Origin of the sequence: Myxococcus llanfairpwllgwyngyllgogerychwyrndrobwllllantysiliogogogochensis (genome assembly GCF_006636215.1) — a bacterium.
Taxonomy (GTDB): domain Bacteria; phylum Myxococcota; class Myxococcia; order Myxococcales; family Myxococcaceae; genus Myxococcus; species Myxococcus llanfairpwllgwyngyllgogerychwyrndrobwllllantysiliogogogochensis.
Map to the genome: position 1 here is coordinate 1 of NZ_VIFM01000768.1, position 446 is coordinate 446.

Below are 446 nucleotides of genomic sequence, written 5' to 3' on the forward strand. Positions count from 1 at the left end.
CCGGGTATCGCCGAAGCGCTTATCGCCACGGCAATTGGCCTGTTTGCAGCAATCCCGGCGGTAATGGCCTATAACCGTTTGAACCAACGAGTGAACAAACTTGAACTGAACTACGACAACTTTATGGAAGAGTTCACCGCGATTCTGCACCGTCAGGCGTTTACCAGCAGCGAAAGCAATAAGGGGTAAGCCATGGCCAAAGCACGTGGACGCGGACGCGGACGTCGCGAACTGAAGTCCGAGATCAACATCGTTCCGCTGCTGGATGTCCTGCTGGTGCTGCTGCTGATCTTTATGGCAACGGCGCCGATCATTACACAGAGCGTGGAAGTCGATCTGCCGGACGCCACGGAATCGCAAGCGGTGAAAAGCAATGACGATCCGCCGGTGATTGTGGAAGTCTCCGGGGTAGGGCAGTACAGCGTGAAGGTGGGGCAGGAGACGCT

General features: G+C 56.3%; 2 protein-coding genes. Both read left to right on the forward strand.

The annotated features are described in order from the left end of the window. Positions 1-189, forward strand: a 189-nt coding sequence (locus tag FJV41_RS55795) for a MotA/TolQ/ExbB proton channel family protein (protein WP_181791584.1), incomplete at its 5' end; no start/stop codon positions are given. Positions 190-192: 3 nt separating this feature from the next. Beyond that, positions 193-446, forward strand: a 254-nt coding sequence (locus FJV41_RS55800; RefSeq protein ID WP_181791586.1) for a biopolymer transporter ExbD, incomplete at its 3' end; no start/stop codon positions are given.